20 protein-coding genes and 2 riboswitches are annotated in these 17070 nt (G+C 42.0%); of the genes, 12 read left to right on the top strand and 8 right to left on the bottom strand.

The window, feature by feature from the left end; genetic code table 11:
• Window positions 1–19: 19 nt before the first annotated feature.
• On the bottom strand, window positions 20–298 hold the full coding sequence (locus NST59_RS11260) for a DUF3889 domain-containing protein (protein ID WP_231120214.1): 279 nt from the start codon (window positions 296–298) through the stop codon (window positions 20–22).
• 299 nt (window positions 299–597) lie between these two features.
• Here NST59_RS11260 and tapA point away from each other — a divergent pair, with 299 nt between their 5' ends.
• From tapA to tasA, 3 genes are read left to right on the top strand one after another with little or no spacing between them, the layout of a single operon-like run.
• Window positions 598–1125 carry an amyloid fiber anchoring/assembly protein TapA gene (tapA, locus tag NST59_RS11255; protein WP_058839089.1) on the top strand — a complete coding sequence of 176 codons (528 nt, stop codon included), beginning with the start codon at window positions 598–600 and terminating at the stop codon, window positions 1123–1125.
• A gap of 51 nt (window positions 1126–1176) precedes the next feature.
• Entirely contained in the window at window positions 1177–1749 is a 573-nt protein-coding gene (gene sipW / locus NST59_RS11250; protein ID WP_047202287.1) for a signal peptidase I SipW, read from the top strand.
• Window positions 1750–1806: 57 nt separating this feature from the next.
• A complete protein-coding gene (gene tasA, locus NST59_RS11245) occupies window positions 1807–2607 on the top strand; it encodes a biofilm matrix protein TasA (RefSeq protein WP_039179929.1) in 801 nt (266 codons plus the stop codon).
• A gap of 67 nt (window positions 2608–2674) precedes the next feature.
• Here the strand turns inward: tasA and sinR are convergent, their stop codons facing one another.
• The 4 genes from sinR to NST59_RS11225 all read right to left on the bottom strand — a co-directional run bounded on the left by sinR (window position 2675) and on the right by NST59_RS11225 (window position 5873).
• Window positions 2675–3010: a transcriptional regulator SinR gene (gene sinR, locus NST59_RS11240; RefSeq protein WP_024422969.1), complete on the bottom strand. Its 336-nt coding sequence runs from the start codon at window positions 3008–3010 to the stop codon at window positions 2675–2677.
• A 33-nt stretch (window positions 3011–3043) separates the two neighbouring features.
• Window positions 3044–3208 (bottom strand): anti-repressor SinI family protein, encoded by a 165-nt coding sequence (locus NST59_RS11235; protein WP_073206269.1) that lies wholly within the window; start codon window positions 3206–3208, stop codon window positions 3044–3046.
• A 182-nt stretch (window positions 3209–3390) separates the two neighbouring features.
• Window positions 3391–4188 carry a YqhG family protein gene (locus tag NST59_RS11230; protein ID WP_039179926.1) on the bottom strand — a complete coding sequence of 266 codons (798 nt, stop codon included), beginning with the start codon at window positions 4186–4188 and terminating at the stop codon, window positions 3391–3393.
• Between the two features lie 14 nt (window positions 4189–4202).
• Window positions 4203–5873 (bottom strand): DEAD/DEAH box helicase, encoded by a 1671-nt coding sequence (locus tag NST59_RS11225; protein ID WP_126681602.1) that lies wholly within the window; start codon window positions 5871–5873, stop codon window positions 4203–4205.
• Window positions 5874–6121: 248 nt separating this feature from the next.
• Window positions 6122–6228, top strand: a riboswitch (glycine riboswitch).
• Window positions 6229–6231: 3 nt separating this feature from the next.
• A riboswitch (glycine riboswitch) is annotated at window positions 6232–6325 on the top strand.
• Window positions 6326–6424: 99 nt separating this feature from the next.
• Between NST59_RS11225 and gcvT the strand changes: the two genes are divergently transcribed.
• The 3 genes from gcvT to gcvPB are packed head-to-tail and all read left to right on the top strand — an operon-like array spanning window position 6425 to window position 10338.
• Window positions 6425–7522 (top strand): glycine cleavage system aminomethyltransferase GcvT, encoded by a 1098-nt coding sequence (gene gcvT, locus NST59_RS11220; protein ID WP_058839091.1) that lies wholly within the window; start codon window positions 6425–6427, stop codon window positions 7520–7522.
• Window positions 7523–7538: 16 nt separating this feature from the next.
• Window positions 7539–8885: an aminomethyl-transferring glycine dehydrogenase subunit GcvPA gene (gene gcvPA, locus NST59_RS11215; RefSeq protein ID WP_341040601.1), complete on the top strand. Its 1347-nt coding sequence runs from the start codon at window positions 7539–7541 to the stop codon at window positions 8883–8885.
• Window positions 8878–10338, top strand: a complete 1461-nt coding sequence (gene gcvPB / locus NST59_RS11210; protein ID WP_047202283.1) for an aminomethyl-transferring glycine dehydrogenase subunit GcvPB — start codon at window positions 8878–8880, stop codon at window positions 10336–10338. The genes gcvPA and gcvPB overlap by 8 nt, the downstream gene beginning before the upstream one ends.
• A gap of 44 nt (window positions 10339–10382) precedes the next feature.
• On the opposite strand, the gene NST59_RS11205 is transcribed toward gcvPB, so the two are convergent.
• Window positions 10383–10763, bottom strand: coding sequence for a rhodanese-like domain-containing protein (locus NST59_RS11205; RefSeq protein ID WP_039183198.1), 381 nt, complete (start codon window positions 10761–10763; stop codon window positions 10383–10385).
• A 219-nt stretch (window positions 10764–10982) separates the two neighbouring features.
• Between NST59_RS11205 and NST59_RS11200 the strand changes: the two genes are divergently transcribed.
• The 3 genes from NST59_RS11200 to NST59_RS11190 all read left to right on the top strand — a co-directional run bounded on the left by NST59_RS11200 (window position 10983) and on the right by NST59_RS11190 (window position 13319).
• Window positions 10983–11819, top strand: coding sequence for a lipoate--protein ligase family protein (locus NST59_RS11200; protein WP_144490306.1), 837 nt, complete (start codon window positions 10983–10985; stop codon window positions 11817–11819).
• An 85-nt stretch (window positions 11820–11904) separates the two neighbouring features.
• Window positions 11905–12339 (top strand): transcriptional regulator MntR, encoded by a 435-nt coding sequence (gene mntR / locus NST59_RS11195; RefSeq protein WP_003215946.1) that lies wholly within the window; start codon window positions 11905–11907, stop codon window positions 12337–12339.
• Window positions 12340–12443: 104 nt separating this feature from the next.
• Window positions 12444–13319: a patatin-like phospholipase family protein gene (locus NST59_RS11190; protein WP_341040600.1), complete on the top strand. Its 876-nt coding sequence runs from the start codon at window positions 12444–12446 to the stop codon at window positions 13317–13319.
• Here the strand turns inward: NST59_RS11190 and NST59_RS11185 are convergent.
• Window positions 13316–13711 carry an SA1362 family protein gene (locus NST59_RS11185; protein ID WP_039179905.1) on the bottom strand — a complete coding sequence of 132 codons (396 nt, stop codon included), beginning with the start codon at window positions 13709–13711 and terminating at the stop codon, window positions 13316–13318. The genes NST59_RS11190 and NST59_RS11185 overlap by 4 nt on opposite strands.
• A gap of 38 nt (window positions 13712–13749) precedes the next feature.
• Entirely contained in the window at window positions 13750–14706 is a 957-nt protein-coding gene (locus NST59_RS11180; RefSeq protein WP_039179902.1) for a DUF1385 domain-containing protein, read from the bottom strand.
• Between the two features lie 223 nt (window positions 14707–14929).
• Here NST59_RS11180 and NST59_RS11175 point away from each other — a divergent pair, with 223 nt between their 5' ends.
• The 3 genes from NST59_RS11175 to NST59_RS11165 all read left to right on the top strand — a co-directional run bounded on the left by NST59_RS11175 (window position 14930) and on the right by NST59_RS11165 (window position 17067).
• Complete coding sequence (locus NST59_RS11175; protein WP_039179901.1) at window positions 14930–15457, top strand: YqhR family membrane protein; 528 nt, start codon at window positions 14930–14932, stop codon at window positions 15455–15457.
• 108 nt (window positions 15458–15565) lie between these two features.
• Complete coding sequence (gene aroQ, locus NST59_RS11170) at window positions 15566–16009, top strand: type II 3-dehydroquinate dehydratase (RefSeq protein WP_341040599.1); 444 nt, start codon at window positions 15566–15568, stop codon at window positions 16007–16009.
• Window positions 16006–17067: a M24 family metallopeptidase gene (locus NST59_RS11165; protein WP_341040598.1), complete on the top strand. Its 1062-nt coding sequence runs from the start codon at window positions 16006–16008 to the stop codon at window positions 17065–17067. Before aroQ ends, NST59_RS11165 begins: the two co-directional genes overlap by 4 nt.
• Window positions 17068–17070: the final 3 nt, after the last annotated feature.

Raw genomic sequence — 17070 nt, 5'->3', positions numbered from 1 at the left:
GCGGTTTTTTTATGCCATTTTAGTTGTATTCCTCCACAACAATCACTTTATTCACCTTATTTGAGTAAGGATTATAGGAAATGGTGACAAACACCCCAAATTCCTTTGTATGGTCTTTTAACGTAATATGATACTGTTTTACAGATTCCTTATCGCGGTGGCGGTCCCATACTTTTTGTTTAAATAAGACTTGCGTTAGCGGGTATCTTTTTTTGGCTTCTTTGACTGCTCGCGTTTCCCATTGGTCTGCGGCGGCAGTCAAACCTCTCGCATCCACAGGTTTGACGTCTAGCATCATAGGACTCAGCAGTAAACTGAGCATGATTATGATTTTTCCATATTTCACTTAACATCACCTCACCTCTTCATATCCTGACCAAATCCTACATTTTTATGTAAGTTTTAAGAAGTACAAATGTCACACAAAAAAATATTGAATATGGCGAAAGAATGAGAAAATGGAAGAATTTTCTCGCAATGGTTCTTGTTTAAGAACAAAATGAACTAATTTGACGTTTTGGGTTTTATAGGTATTTCCTTATACTGTATATAATCGTTCTTTTTAAAGAACAACCGTTCAAGGAGTTGAAGGGATTAATGAAACAGTCGCTCTTTGTCCTTTTTTGTGCCATTTGTTTGATGTTGACATCTTTCCTCATGACACCAACGAATGCCTCTTTTAACGATGTCGAGCACAAAAATTTTGTTATGAAAACATGTGAAAACTTTGAACAGACAGATCAGCATTGTCAGCCTAAAAAATGGGATCAAAGTCAATTGGAGCTTGTGGATCAAACGATGATCGAAGGAACAGTCTGCGCACCTCAAAGGCTGAGCATGACACTAAAAAATAGTGGACAGCCTATTGCGTACTCTGAATGGAAGTGGGAATTACATAAAGTGGGAAATGGTCAGGAGCCATTACAAGATGGTCATATTCTTGAAAAGGGCTCCATAAAGTCCCTATTGTCGCAAGAAACAGCGACTGTCACGACAGATAAAGCAAAAACAAATGGAATCTATGCATTTAAAATCTTTTATCCTAAAGGATTTGGCGCATCTGATAAGGCGTACTTTTGGTCTAAACAGATGGTGCTCTCAAAGTGTCAAGAAAAGGCGTCCTAAATGGAGCTGTCTTTTAAATCGAGAAATGATAGGCGAAGGGGAGAAGGGGTCATGAAAAAATGGATGAAGATGTCTGGGAGTATTCTTTATGTGGTGGTGTTCACGGTGATGATAGCCTCAATTATTGTCGTGTTGTCATCAAGAACAACAGGAGGAGAACCTCAGATTTTCGGTTATCAATTGAAGCAAGTATTATCAGGTTCGATGGAACCAGAATTTTCAGCTGGGTCACTGATTGTTGTAAAGCAGGTCGCCTCACCTGAGACGCTCAAAAAAGGAGATATTATTACGTTCCAAACAAAGCAGGATCAGTCCTTTGTGACCCACCGAATTGTTGGGGTGAAAGGAAAGGATGCAAATAAAGCGTTTGAGACGAAGGGTGACAATAATATGTATCAGGACGGCACGCTGGTAAAAGCGGATCAGGTGACTGCGCAGTATATGGGAGTGAACATTCCTTATGCAGGAAAGCTTCTTTCGTATGCAGGGACATCAGCTGGAACTGCTTTGCTCCTTATTATACCGGGTGTCATGCTGCTTGTTTATTCAACTATTCATTTTGTGGGCGCAGCGAAACACCGTAGACACACGGCTGATGTACATATGTCAGAGGAACAAGCTTAAATCGTTTGTAACCTAATCAGGTTTCAATAAAACAAAATATTAGGGGGTTTATTATTCATGGCAATGAAGAAATCAATTCGTTTAGGTGTATTATCAGGGGCTTTAGGTCTTGCATTAATCGGCGGGGGAACATGGGCGGCGTTTAATGATTTTGAAAAGGCAAATGCGGTCTACTCGACAGGAGAGCTGGATTTATCTGCTAAAGAGAACTCCGGCGCCATCAACCTTTCGAACTTAAAACCTGGTGATCGGATCAAGAAAGAATTTCATTTTGATAATAAGGGATCACTAGCGATAAACCAAGTGCTGATGAGTCTTGATTATAGCCAGTTTACAGATGGATCTTCCGCGAAGAATGGCGGTAAGAATACAGCTGAAGAATTTCTCAGTCAGTTTCAGGTGAGTGTTCTGACGGTTGGAGCCGAAGGTGGAAATGGTTATCCGAAAAACATTATTTTAGACCATGCAAACCTGCTTGACTTGCATCAATTAACGTCAAAACAGGATCAGACCGCATTTGAAAAGCTTCGTCATGCCGTCGATGAGAAGTTTTTACATGAAAGTGGGAAAATTAATGTAGCAACTGTTGATGGAACAGTGGCTCCAGAGTATGACGGCATTCCAAAGAATCCGTTTGATTACGATAAAGTGGAAATGACCATTGAATTTATCAATGACCAGACGAAGGATAAAGCTGGTCACTATATCCAAAATAAATACCAAGGCGATGCGATTCAAATTGATCTTTCCTTCGAAGCGACTCAGTGGAATGGTTTAACGATCAATCCAAAAAAGCATACGGATGAAAAAGGCTACGTGAAAGAAAACGAAAAAGCACACAGCGAAGATAAAAAATAAAGCCAGTCTTTAGGCTGATATCAAGATCTGCATAGCAATTGGAGGAGTATGCGCTAAAACGTGCGCTTTACTCCTCTTCTTGCTTTTTTCTCCAGATTTGATAATCTAAAAATTCACGAAATTGCTTTTTCGAAACCCCTGATGTCATTGCATCTCGAACTAGTTTTTCCCATTCACTATCTAATTGACCATCGTATTCGGTTTCATCTTTTTCGTTTAAAAGTGTATGAACCGAGACGTCCAGAACAGCGGAGACTTTTTCAAGAAATTGAATGGAGGGGTTTGTTTGCAAGTTTCTTTCTATTGAGCTTAAATAAGACTTCGCTACCCCAGCCTTTTCGGCCAGTTCTGATAGTGAGTAGCCTTTTTCATTGCGGTATTGTTTAATACGCTGGCCAATCAATGTCATCACCTTCCTTTCGATATTATAGCACATTCAGAAAGGTTTGATAGAATGACTTCTTACCAGAGGGGGAGACTCAGAGGACTTTTCATTTGATTTGAGGAAATGACGGACTTCTTCAACTGTTAGTCCTGCCTTGCGAGCTTCACGTAATAATTGAACCCATTCACTGTCTAATTTGTTCGTTTTCTTTTCCATACAAATACCCTCCTAAAATACTGAATCATGTATTTCAGGCACTTAACGCATGAAATGGAAAGACATAGGTGGTAAGACCTCATAGTTTGCTTGCGTCATGTTTCCGCCCAATACAAACAGACAAACTTAGCTTTAGACTGATCGAAAATTGTAAGTCACATAAAAGGGGAGGGGACTATGGGTCAACCTCCTCTTTTTTGCTGTAAGTAAAAAAGTCCGCCATTTTCAATCGTAAGACTGATTTTTGGTTCGTATAAAGTTTTGAGTGCTTGCCTTTCTATTTCATATTCTACAGATGTGTCTGAAGTCCCTTCATAAAATTGGTTTAAAAGTTCGGAGTCTTCTTTCCATTTTTGAACGGCTCGCACTGCCCAGTCGTCCGGTTCCTCATGGGCATAACGTTCCATAAGGCTGTAGAGCCGTTTGATTCCGCTTTCTGGCTTAATCATTGTACTCATCGTAAAACAATAATCGGGAATTTGAGACGACAGCTCACGAGCTTCCAGCTTTTCTTGAAATTGTTCAATGACTTCTCCGCGTATAAGATGGAGTCCTAATGATAAAAGCTTATCCTTCTTCCGGTCTGCAAGGTAAGAAATTTTTACATTGAGACCAAGCCATGGCTCAAGTGCGATCTGATTGTTCGTGAGCGGGCTGACTCGTTCATAAAGCCGGATAAAACGGCCCTGTTGTTTGACCGCCTCAAATATTTGAAATAACCGGGGGGAGCCGAAATGGATGAATTCACCACTGACCGTATCACCCGCTTTTTTTTGATCTGTGATGAAAGTCAATTGCCGCGGTTCAGGTACACCGCCAGTTTTTTCAAGCCAGTGCCAATAAAAAGGACGGTTCATAATCAATTTATCCATTTCGATTGTCAGCTGTACGGTCATATGTCCTGCACTTTCTTCTAATATGCTGCATTGATTCGCCTTGAAAAAACGGAGAAGAAAGGTGTGAATGTCATGCTGCTCCATTGATCAACTCTCCTTTATGAGCCCTGCTGTCTCTTTTCTAAAAGTGGTGTTTGTGCTTCAGTTAAATAAGAAGCAAATTGGGTTAATTTCTTTTTCATGTCTCCATCAGATTCATGCTGGAAGAGAATTTGATGCAACTCTGTTTCGACTTCTTCAATATCAATTCTCGTTAAAATATCATCTAAATCGCCTATGACGTTTTCGAACAGCTGAATTTTTTCATATAAAAGCTTTAAAATATGCTCTTCAACTGTTCCGTTTGTTGCCATATTGTAAATGTGGACATCTCGTTCTTGGCCAAGGCGGTGGATACGTCCGATTCTCTGTTCTAAACGCATCGGGTTCCACGGGAGGTCGTAGTTAATGATTTGATTACAAAACTGAAGGTTGATCCCTTCGCCGCCAGCTTCTGTAGCAATTAACACTTGCGCCCGTTCTCTAAATAAATCTTTCATCCAATCTTTTTTACCCCGCTTAAAGCCGCCACGAAATGGCACGGAGCTAATGCCATTTTGCTGTAGAAACCATTGTAAATAAATTTGTGTTGCGCGGTATTCGGTGAAAATAATGACTTTTTCATTTAACTGTTGAATGAGTTTGACCACTTCAAGCGCCTTTGAGTTTTGCTCCACTTGATTGATTTTCTCCATGATTTGCGCTATAGCAGAAGAGCCGAGAATATGCTTTTCTTCTTCCTGCATTTTTTTAATCGTCATATAAACTGCCTCACGGCTTGAACAGCATTCTCGTTCCAAGGTCATAATGGAAAACATATGCTTTGTATAAGACGGATTCTCTTTCAGCTTGCAGATTTCATCATACAATGCTTGTTCTGTCGGAGAAAAATCAATGGAAATCGTTTTGACATGTCGTTTTGTCCACTCGATGCCTGTGTCTTGTCTTCGGTTTCGAATCATCACTTTATTGACGAGCTGTTTTAATCGGTCATGGTCTTCAAGCTGCAAGTCCTTTTTGGCAAAGATATCTTTAAATTGATGTTCATTTCCTAGGTGGCCCGGCTTCAGAAGGGAAACGAGATTAAATATTTCTCCGATCCGGTTTTGAATAGGTGTCGCTGTCAGCAGCAGACAGAACTTCTTATTCAGGTTTCTCACAAATTCATAGTTTTTCGTTTTATTGTTTTTCAGTTTGTGTGCTTCATCGATAATGACCATATCGTAGGCAATCGATAAAATCGTGTCTCGATGCGGCTGTCTTTTGGCTGTGTCAATGGAAGAAACGACAACGTCGCACTGCTCCCACACATAGCTCTTTTTTTGTTCAACAGCATCAATATAAAATTTCGTCCGCAGCTCCTGTACCCACTGAGATACAAGGGAGGCGGGGACGAGAATAAGAATCTTTTTGGCAAGTCCACGAATCATGTATTCTTTGATAATGAGTCCTGCTTCTACGGTTTTCCCTAGGCCCACTTCATCTGCTAGAATGGCTTTCCCATTCATTTCTTCTACGACTCTTCTGGCTACTTCGAGCTGGTGCTGTAAAGGTGTGAATGCAGGCAGGTGCGCAGGAGCTTGCAGTCCCTCGAATGAATCAATGGCTGTGACTTTTTGAACCTGCGTCGCTAATCGATACATATCCCAGTTCGCCCAGGGGCCGTCTGATGAAAGCCGCTGCTGAAATTCATTTGTCCATTCCTGATCAAAAATCGTTTGAATATTCAATGTGGTCGCCTGCCTTTCTAGTAGGATCTGATAAATTGTTCTGTTTTTAAACGCTTCATTTTTTAAGAGGTCTCTAAAAGACTAGATATATGAATAAAAGCGAACGATATCGAAAGGTTATTTTAAAAATGTTAATGATTTTTCTGTTGCTCTCCATCCATTTCTAATGGTAGGATGTTGATAAGTGATCTAGAAAATAAGTCACCCATTTTGATAGTATGTCCAATAAATGTGAAAAATATGAGCGGATGATGGTATGGGGAGAGACTTGGCGGTTATTTTGCACTGGCAGGCGCCGAAGGAGCAAGCTGAATGATTCAGTGAATCTCTCAGGCAAAAGTACTCTTACCGGACGCAACTCTGGAGAGTGTTTGCTGATCGTTTTAGCAAACCACCAAAGGGGAAAACGCACAATGATGTTGTGCTGTAAACTTTCAGGTGCAAGGACAGAGACTTCTTTTTGATAAAAGGGAGCGCTCTGTCCTTTTTTGCTGTGATTTTTTTCTGAAAATTCAGCTTGCATTTGCACTAAAAAAAGGGGGAAACGATTGATGTTGAAACGAACACCGCTTTTTCATGCGTATGAAACGTTTGGCGCAAAAACCATTGACTTCGGGGGCTGGGAATTACCTGTACAATTTTCTTCCATTAAAGAAGAACATGAAGCTGTTCGAACAAAAGCAGGGCTTTTTGATGTGTCTCACATGGGTGAGGTGGACGTCAAAGGTCAAGATGCCCTTCCTTTTTTACAAAGGTTATTAACCAATGATGTGTCTAAGCTGACAGACGGTAAGGCACTATATACAGCCATGTGTTATGAAGATGGCGGAACGGTAGATGACCTGCTCGTCTACCAAAAAGAAAAGAACCACTATTTACTTGTCATCAATGCATCAAATATCGATAAAGACGTGGATTGGCTTTTGAAGCACCAAGAGAAGGATGACGTATTGATCAAAAATATATCTGATCAAACCGCCTTGCTAGCGCTTCAAGGACCTCTTGCAGCTGACATCATCAAAGAGGTGGCGGATGAAGAGGTGACATCGCTTAAACCTTTTACGTTTTTATCAAAAGCTGAGGTCGCAAATAAAGAAGTGCTCGTTTCTAGAACAGGTTACACAGGGGAAGATGGCTTTGAAATCTACTGCCAGTCAGAAGATGCGGTCCACCTTTGGTCCGCTTTATTAGAAGCGGGGCAGCCAAAAGGATTAATACCGTGCGGACTCGGTGCACGTGATACCTTGAGATTTGAAGCAAGGCTTCCGCTTTATGGCCAGGAGCTGACAAAGGATATTTCTCCATTAGAAGGCGGAATTGGTTTTGCTGTCAAAACGGATAAAGAAGCTGATTTTATCGGAAAAGCAGCACTTAAAAAACAAAAAGAAGAGGGACTGAAGCGAAAGCTTGTCGGCATTGAAATGATTGAAAAAGGGATTCCGCGTACAGATTATCCAGTCTTTTCAGGAGAAAAGCAGGTTGGGTTTGTCACAACGGGCACTCAATCCCCAACATTAAAGAAAAATGTCGGGCTTGCTTTGATCGAAACCTCAGAAGCGGAGCTTGGGGCAGAGGTGGAAGTACAAGTTCGCAAAAAACGTCTAAAAGCCAAAATCGTCGCAACACCATTTTATAAAAGAGCCAAATAACGAGGGGGAATAGAGGATGAACCACAGGTATTTGCCGCAAACAGAGCAAGATCAAAAAGAAATGCTGGATGTCATCGGCGTTCAGTCGATTGATGAGCTTTTTTCAGATATCCCAGAGAAAGTTAGATTCAAAGGAGCATACAACATCAAAGAAGCCGCATCTGAAACAGCGCTTGTCAGGGAATTATCCCGGCTAGCTGCAAAGAATAAGGATACAGTTTCCTATGCATCGTTTCTTGGTGCTGGTGTATATGATCATTACCAGCCTGTCATTGTCGATCATGTCATCTCACGCTCTGAATTTTATACAGCGTATACACCTTATCAGCCGGAGATTTCGCAAGGTGAATTGCAAGCGATCTTTGAATTTCAAACAATGATTGCTGAGCTGACTGGTATGGATCTTGCCAACTCCTCGATGTATGATGGCGGGACGGCACTAGCAGAAGCGGCAATGCTCGCTGCGGGACACACAAAGAAGAAAAAAGTGGTGGTTTCTGAAACGGTTCACCCTGAATCAAGAGCGGTGCTGAAAACATACGCCAAAGGACAAAACATTGAAGTTGTTGAAGTGCCTGCGAAAAAAGGGCAGACAGATTTAGCTGCACTGGAAAAGGCCGTCTGCGATGATACAGCAGCAGTTCTCGTGCAATATCCAAACTTTTTTGGTGTCGTCGAGCCGTTAAAAGACATTGAACCCATTGCACATAAAGGAAAAAGCCTGTTCATTGTCTCTAGCAATCCCCTCGCACTCGGGCTATTGACGCCGCCTGGAAAACTTGGGGCAGACATTGTCGTTGGTGATGCGCAGCCGTTCGGTATCCCGGCGGCATTTGGCGGACCTCACTGCGGATATTTTGCTGTGACGAAAAAGTTGATGAGAAAAGTGCCAGGTCGATTAGTCGGGCAGACAGAAGATGAAAATGGTGTTCGTGGATTTGTCCTGACTCTTCAAGCGCGTGAGCAGCACATTCGAAGAGATAAAGCGACGTCAAATATTTGTTCGAACCAAGCATTAAATGCGTTAGCTGCTTCTGTTGCCATGACGGCACTAGGAAAAACAGGCATAAAAGACATCGCCTATCAAAACGTGCAAAAAGCCCATTATGCCAAGACGCAGGCAGAAAAATATGGACTGCAGGCGGATGTAGAAGGGGCTCATTTTAATGAATTTGTGATCAAGTTACAGGAGCCTGTGAAAGAAGCCAATAAACGATTGCTTGAAAAAGGAATCATCGGCGGCTACGACTTAGGGCTAGACTACCCAGAGCTTCAGCAGCACATGCTTGTAGCCGTGACAGAGCTGAGAACAAAAGAAGAAATTGATACGTTTATCAAGGAATTGGGGGATCGCCATGAATAAACAAGATCAGCCGCTTATTTTTGAATTATCTAAAGAAGGAAGAATTGGGTACAGCCTGCCTGATTTAGATGTACCTGAACAGGAGATCCCGTCTTTATTTGATGAGACGTACATCCGTGATGAGGATGCTGAGCTTCCTGAAGTATCTGAGCTTGATATTATGCGTCATTATACAGCATTATCAAGACGCAATCATGGGGTCGATTCTGGATTTTATCCTCTTGGCTCTTGTACGATGAAATATAATCCAAAGATTAATGAAAAGGTTGCACGCCTTGCAGGTTTCTCGCAGGTCCATCCACTACAGGAGGCAGACACTGTACAAGGTGCATTGGAATTACTATACGATCTAGGTGAACATCTTGAAGAAATTACGGGGATGGACGCTGTGACATTACAGCCTGCGGCAGGAGCACATGGCGAGTGGACGGGACTCATGATGATCCGTGCGTACCATGAAGCAAGAGGAGATCATCAGCGTACAAAAGTCATTGTGCCTGATTCTGCTCATGGAACGAACCCGGCATCTGCGACAGTCGCTGGATTTGAAACCATTACTGTCGCATCTGATGAAAACGGGCTTGTTGATTTAGAAGATTTACGCCGCGTTGTTAATGAAGAAACAGCTGCTTTAATGCTTACAAACCCGAATACACTTGGCCTCTTTGAAGAAAACATTTTAGAAATGGCTGAAATCGTTCATGGAGCTGGCGGTAAACTTTATTATGACGGAGCCAACTTGAATGCGGTTTTAAGTAGAGCAAGACCAGGAGATATGGGATTTGATGTTGTCCACTTAAATCTTCATAAAACCTTTACAGGCCCACACGGAGGCGGAGGTCCTGGTTCAGGTCCAGTTGGCGTTAAAAAAGATTTAATTCCGTATTTGCCAAAGCCGGTGCTTGTAAAGAAGGAAGGTCGTTTTTACTTTGAATATGACCGTCCGGAATCAATCGGGCGCGTGAAGCCATTCTATGGCAACTTTGGCATTAACGTCAGAGCCTATGCGTACATCCGCTCTATGGGGCCAGACGGCTTAAAGGCTGTAACCGATAATGCCGTGTTAAATGCGAACTATATGATGCGCCGCTTAAGCGCTCATTATGATTTGCCGTTTGATCGTCATTGTAAGCATGAATTTGTTCTTTCAGGTAAACGTCAGAAAAAATTAGGTGTGCGGACACTGGATATTGCCAAACGATTACTTGATTTCGGCTACCATCCGCCAACGATCTACTTCCCGCTCAATGTAGAGGAATGTATCATGATTGAACCGACAGAAACAGAATCAAAAGAAACACTTGATGCATTCATCGAAGCAATGATTCAAATTGCGAAAGAAGCAGAAGAGAATCCTGAAGTGGTGCAGGAAGCGCCGCATACAACCGTCGTGAAACGTATGGACGAAACAAAGGCCGCTCGGAATCCCGTTCTCGTTTTTGAAAGAAAATAAAGAAAAAAGACTCAGGGGGAATCATGCTCCCAGAGTCTTTTTTGTTAGTTCTTCGTTTTAATGCGGCCGCCCCATTTTTTAAAGCCGCCTTTTAAATTATAAATCTCACGGCAGCCGTTTTTACGTAAAGTTTGGGCTGCTTTTCCGCTTCTGAAATTATTTTGACAATAGAGATAAACAGGCTTGTCAGGACGTATTTCATTTTTGCGCTGCTTTAGTTGGGAAAGAGGGATATTTCTTGCCCCTAAAATATGTCCGCCTTCAAACTCATTTGGCTCTCTCACATCAATGAGCTGGGCTTTGCGGTAACCTTTAATAAATTCTGCTTCCGTCAGCGTTTTCATAATGCGCTGCTGATAAATGTAGCTGCCGATGGAATAAAGAACAAAAAGTCCACAAAGTGAGAGGACGATATAGTTGAACATTGACAATACAACTCGACTCCTTCTTGAGCATCAGCACAGTAGCCTGTCTGATGGTACGTTTTAGACAAATACTATTATAGTAAAGCATAAGAAACTTGTCATCATAAATGGTAAGAATTATTTTCAATTCCGTTCCTATTTGATAGACTGATGAAGAGAGAAAACCGGTGGTCACCACCATCATCTAACATTGACTACGTAAAAGAGAAGGGATTTTATATGCAAAAAGAGAAATGGTGTTTCATTGATTCAGGAAACCAAGACCCTGCCTTTAACATGGCAATGGACGAAGCCTTGCTTTATTGGCATAGTGAGAAGCTCATTCCGCCTGTTATCCGCTTTTATGGATGGGATCCGGCGACATTATCTGTTGGGTATTTTCAGAACGTTGAAAAAGAAATCAACCTAGAAGCTGTCAAGCGCTATGGTCTTGGATTTGTCCGCAGACCAACCGGAGGACGAGGAGTACTACATGACCAGGAGCTGACCTACAGCGTGATTGTGTCAGAGGAACATCCAGAAATGCCAGCAACGGTGACAGAGGCGTACCGCGTCATTTCAGAAGGCATTTTAGAAGGATTTAAAGAGCTGGGACTCGATGCGTATTTTGCCATTCCTCGTACAGATAAAGAAAAGGAAAGCTTAAAGAACCCAAGATCTTCTGTATGCTTTGATGCCCCTTCTTGGTACGAGCTTGTTGTAGAAGGCAGAAAGGTAGCGGGCAGTGCTCAGACGAGACAAAAAGGTGTCATCCTCCAGCATGGATCTATTTTAATTGACCTTGATGAGGATAAATTATTCGATTTGTTCCTTTATCCTAACGACCGGGTAAGAGAGCGGATGCAGCGAAGCTTTAAAAACAAAGCGGTTGCCATCAATGAAATCTCAGACCGAACTTGTACGATAGACGATGCGCGTGTTGCGTTTAAAAGAGGATTTGAAAAAGGATTAAATATTGAGCTTGAATCTTATGAGCTGACAGATGAAGAATTAGCGTTTGTCCATCATCTCGCCAAAACGAAATATGCCTCAGATGATTGGAATTACAAGCGTTAAGACGATGGACACTCCTTGTTTTTTAATGAACGATGGTGTAGAATTGGGTTGATTATTAAGTAAAGGTGCATTATGGAGGGGTTTTATGACTACACCTAGTATGGAAGATTACATTGAACAAATTTATATGCTGATAGAAGAAAAAGGATATGCCAGAGTCTCTGATATTGCAGAAGCACTCGCTGTCCATCCCTCCTCTGTAACAAAAATGGTTCAGAAGCTAGATAAAGATGAATACCTCATTTATGAGAAGTATCGTGGTCTAATTTTAACCCCGAAAGGCAAAAAAATTGGAAAACGTCTCGTATACAGACATGAACTGCTGGAGCAATTTTTAAGAATCATTGGTGTAGATGAAGAGAAAATTTATGATGATGTAGAAGGCATTGAACATCATCTCAGCTGGAACAGCATTGACCGCATCGGCGATCTCGTTCAATTTTTTGAAGAAAACGATGAGCGATCTGTTCAGCTGAAAGCGATTCAAAAGAAAAACGAACAAACAAATCAAGAATCTTAATCAAAAAGGACACCCTTAGCATGGGTGTCCTTTTTGATTAAAGTTCTAATTGAAAGCAAATGCTCCTACACTATTATTAGCGTGAAATCAAAGGGGGCTCCTTGATGAAGATAGATGGTGTGTTCTCAGGTGGAGGCATTAAGGGGGCAGCGCTTGCTGGTGCCTATGAAGCGCTTGAAGCGAGAGGATTTCAATTTGTCCGTCTTGCTGGTACAAGTGCTGGAGCAATCATTGCTTCACTCATCGCAGCAGGTTTTACAAGCCAGGAAATTCGGGAGCTTTTAGATGAAATGGATGAGCATCAATTGCTTGATAGAAGATGTCAATTCATCCCGTTTAAAATGCTTAGGTGGATATCCATTTACTGGCGTCTTGGTCTTTATAAAGGAGACCGGCTGGAAAAATGGCTGACTGATGTGCTAAAACGAAAAGGGGTCACCGTGTTTGGAGACCTCAAAAAAGATTCGCTGAAAATTGTTGCGTCCGATTTAACGAATGGAAAAATCCTCGTACTGCCAGACGACCTTCCTTCATATGGCTTAAATCCAGAGCGGTTTTCCGTGGCGAGGGCCATTCGAATGAGCTGCAGCCTGCCTTATTTTTTCGAACCTGTCAAACTGAAGTCTTCAAAAGGCATTTGTACCATTGTAGATGGAGGAGTGCTTAGCAATTTTCCAATTTGGCTGTTTGCTGAAGAGAAAAAAAGACCATTCGTCGGTGTCACATTAACGCCAAACGAAAAAGAACGCCCACAACACTCCATCCGCAATGCGTTTGAACTGTTTGGCGCTCTTTTTGAAACGATGCGTGGTGCTCATGACGAAAGACATATCGCCACAAAACACGAACGTCATATTATTTTTATTCCTGTAGAACACGTCATTGCCACTGATTTTCAACTCATGACAGAAAAGAAAAAGGCGCTCGTCGATCTAGGCAGACAGAAGGCCGAGCAATTTTTAAAAAGCTGGACATTTTAAAATAAGGCGCGATTTTTCTTTTTGTTTTTCTTGCCTTCAATCACAGTCAAATGTGTTTGGCTTTTCTTTTTGAGAAGGACGGGCTTAGACTTGTGGTCAGTCGGCACGCTTCGCAAATGAGTGACCCGATTTTTCATCTGGCTTTTCGTTTTTGGTTTAGGCTGCTGGTAGCGACGTTTTGATTGTTTGACTGCTTTGCGATAAAGATTGCCTTCTGTTCCAGTTCTTCGATTCATCAGCCATCTAAATAGGAAAAATAGGGCCGCTCCAATGATCACAACAGACAGCAGCATTGTAAAAAGTCTGCCTGGGTTCGTTGTGAGTAAGTACACAAATCCCAAAACACCTAAAGCGAAAATAATGGTAAAAGCAGGATGTACTCGGCGATTCATAACTGTCCACCTCCGAAGGAATTTACCGGATTTATAAGTTAGATCACTTGATGAGCAGAATCTGACGCTTGTTTTAGAGATGCTTCCTCTAAACGAAGAAGTTCATTAAAACTTGCAATGGCTACCTCGACTTGATCGTCAGAAGGTTCTTTTGTTGTAAGCAATTGCAGCCAAAGGCCAGGATAGCCAAGCACTTTAAGTACAGGCACTTCTCGGAGTTTGTTCGTGAGCTGAAGCACTTCAAATGAAATGCCCAGAACAACCGGAATGAGCGCCAAGCGGTTCAGAACTCTCACCCATAAAGGATCTGTCGGTACGAGTAAATAGACGAACATTCCAACAATGACAGTGAATAAAATAAAGCTGCTGCCGCATCGATAATGCAGACGGGATTGCTTTTGGACATTTTCCACTGTGATGTCAAGGTTCTGTTCATAGCAGTTTATGACTTTATGTTCTGCCCCATGATATTGAAATACTCTTTTAATTAAAGGGGTCATGGAAATAAAGTAAATATAGCCTAATAAAAGGACCAATTTAAAGAATGTTTCCACTGCGATTTGTGCGAAATTCCCTGAAAAGATGGGACGCACAAGCTCTGCTAAAAAGACAGGTACCAGGGTAAAGACAAATTTACTAAAGAGAAGAGAGAGAACTCCGATCACAGCAATGCCGAAAATCATGGATAATTTCGAGCCTTTTTGTTCTTTTTCAAGAGTATGATCTTCAGAAGGATCTAAGTCATATCGCTCACTGGAGAAGTTTAAGTGCTTACTGCCGTTTGCGCTTGCTTCAACAAGTGCAGCAACACCCCTGACAAAGGGGATTTTCTTGAGAAAGGCGGTTCGTTTATTGGAGGTCCGGGGAAGCTTCAAAAACTCAATGGACTGGTCCTTTCGCCGAATCGCTGTCACATAGTTCTTCTTACCTCCGAACATGACACCTTCGACAACTGCCTGCCCTCCATAAGCTGGAGGTTTTGTTTGATTGGACATATTTCATCAACCTGCCTGTTTCCTGTAATTTACATGCATTTCCTTATACCTTTATTGTACAGGAAATGAGGGGAAATCACTAGCGCCCAGGTCGATTATCTACTAGAATTCTATCTACCTCTTTTTAGCCAGTATACCCTGTTTTAAAAATTTTACACTCACGCATGGAAATCCTTTTTTTTCATGACATTTTGGACATACTACTTGCTGGAGGTGTTCACAAATGAAACGTGATGAAAAGAAAAACCAAGAAGAAAAAAATCAGTCCGTGCAAACGACATCACTTGTGGCAAGAGCAGCTGCTACAGGCTTTGTAGGCGGTGTTTTCTGGGGCTTTATCGGGTTTCTGACCTATGTGTTCCATTTTTCAGAGGTGAGTCCTAACATGCTGCTTCAGCCATTTGTGCTCGGAGAGTGGAAAAAGGGAGGACTTGGTACTTTTATAAGTATTATGCTGTTAGGAATTTTATCGATTGGAGCCGCCTTTATTTATTATGGGCTTTTAAAAAGGATCAAAGGCTTTTGGATGGGTCTGGTTTATGGCGGGCTTTTATGGCTGCTCGTTTTTTACGTATTTAATCCCATTTTCCCAGATGTAAAGCAAGTACATGACTTGCAGCAAAGCACCATAGTAACGACATTTTGCCTATATATTTTATATGGCATGTTTGTCGGGTACAGCATTTCGTTTGAATATAATGAATTGACGAGTCAAAAGCTTGCGAGGGCACTCGGGAAAAAGACAGAATAAAGTGTAAATCACCTATTCATATGATAAAATATTTTTGGAAACGAAAGGTTTCTAAGGAAAAAGAAACAGATCTCAATATAGATTGAATTAGGGTGAAGGAGTGGTCATATGCCTCATTTTCTTGTACTGAATGGACCCAATTTAAATAGGCTTGGCAAAAGAGAGCCTGCTGTTTATGGAAGTAAGACGCTGACAGATTTAGAGACAGATTTGTTCCAGTTTGCAGAACGAGCAAACATTCAATTAACGTTCTTTCAATCGAATCACGAAGGAGATTTGATTGATGCGCTCCACGAAGCAGAAGATCAGTACGATGGAGTCGTGTTTAACCCGGGTGCATTTACCCACTACAGCTATGCGCTGAGAGATGCCGTTGCAAGTATTTCTTTATCTGTCATTGAAGTACATATCTCAAATGTTCATAAGAGAGAGGAATTCCGCCATCATTCTGTACTTGCTCCAGTTTGCCAAGGGCAAATCGTTGGGCTTGGCTTAGAAGGGTATAAATTGGCGATTCGTTATTTAGTCAGTGAAGGGGGAGCAGTATCATGAAACTTGAAAAACTAAGAACACTTTTAAGCGAATTAGAGATCGATGGCCTTGTCATTACGAGCAGCTTTAATTTACAGTACATGACCAGCTTTACCGGATCTGCCGGCCTTGCAGTTGTTTCAAAGGACCGGGCAGCTTTTATCACGGACTTCCGCTATACAGAGCAAGCGAAGGATCAAGTCAAAGGTTATGACATCATTGAACATAAAGGAAACATTGTGGAAACGGCTGCCCAAACGGCGAAGGAATTTGGAGTAAAACGCCTTGGGTTTGAACAAAACCATATGACATTTGCCACGTATCAGCAGTACGCAGCCAAAGCAGGTGAGATAGAGCTTGTTCCAGTCTCTGAATCAGTTGAAAAGTTGCGCTTGATTAAGTCTAGTGAAGAGATTAAGATATTAGAGGAAGCTGCGAAGATTGCAGATCACGCCTTTGATCATATTCTCACTTACATCAAGCCGGGCCTGACGGAAATTGCTGTCATGAACGAGCTTGAATTTTTCATGAGAAAAGAAGGTGCTGAAGGATCTTCATTCGATATGATTGTTGCTTCTGGTGTTCGTTCAAGCCTGCCGCACGGAAGAGCGAGTGAAAAGTTAATTGAATCTGGTGATTTAGTGACACTCGATTTCGGTGCTTACTATAAAGGCTATTGTTCTGATATGACAAGAACGATTGCTGTCGGAACACCAAGCGACAAGCTAAAGGAAATTTATCATATCGTATTAGAAGCAGAAAACGCTGGTGTGGATAGAATCAAGCCAGGCTTAACAGGAAAAGAAGCTGATCGCATCACACGAGACATCATTGAAAAGTACGGCTATGGTCAATACTTCGGGCATTCAACCGGGCACGGCCTAGGTATGGAAGTACATGAAGCGCCAGGCCTTTCCTCACGATCAGAGGTCGTTTTAGAAGAGGGAATGGTCGTCACAGTTGAGCCGGGGATTTACTTGCCAGATGTCGGCGGCGTGAGAATTGAGGATGATATTGTCCTGACAGCTGACGGCAATAAACGATTGACCCACTCACCGAAAGAACTTATCATATTATGATGG

Source organism: Bacillus sp. FSL R5-0439 (assembly GCF_038008805.1).
Taxonomy (GTDB): Bacteria; Bacillota; Bacilli; order Bacillales; family Bacillaceae; genus Bacillus; species Bacillus safensis.
This window is presented reverse-complemented; position numbering and strand designations above follow the sequence as displayed.